This is a genomic window from Phormidium sp. CCY1219 (genome assembly GCF_055795085.1).
This window is the reverse complement of sequence record NZ_JAYFEQ010000968.1, coordinates 1-209: the sequence shown is the minus strand read 5'-3', so window position 1 is coordinate 209 and position 209 is coordinate 1. Positions and strand designations below refer to the sequence as shown.

Annotated in this window: 1 protein-coding gene; it reads left to right on the top strand. The window is 49.8% G+C overall.

The window, feature by feature from the left end:
* Positions 1–209, top strand: a 209-nt coding sequence (locus AC0QH1_RS31135) for a tetratricopeptide repeat protein (protein WP_324635326.1), incomplete at both ends; no start/stop codon positions are given.

The following is a 209-nucleotide window of genomic DNA, read 5'->3' as shown; positions in this document are numbered from 1 at the left end:
TAATATCGGTGCAGTCTACTCCGACATCGGACAACCCCAAAAAGCCTTAGACTACTACCAGCAAGCCTTACCGATAATGCAGGAAGTGGAAGATAGAAGCGGGGAAGCCACGACCCTGAATAATATCGGTCTAGTCTACTCCGACATCGGACAACCCCAAGAAGCCTTAGACTACTACCAGCAAGCCTTACCGATAAGGCAGGAAGTGG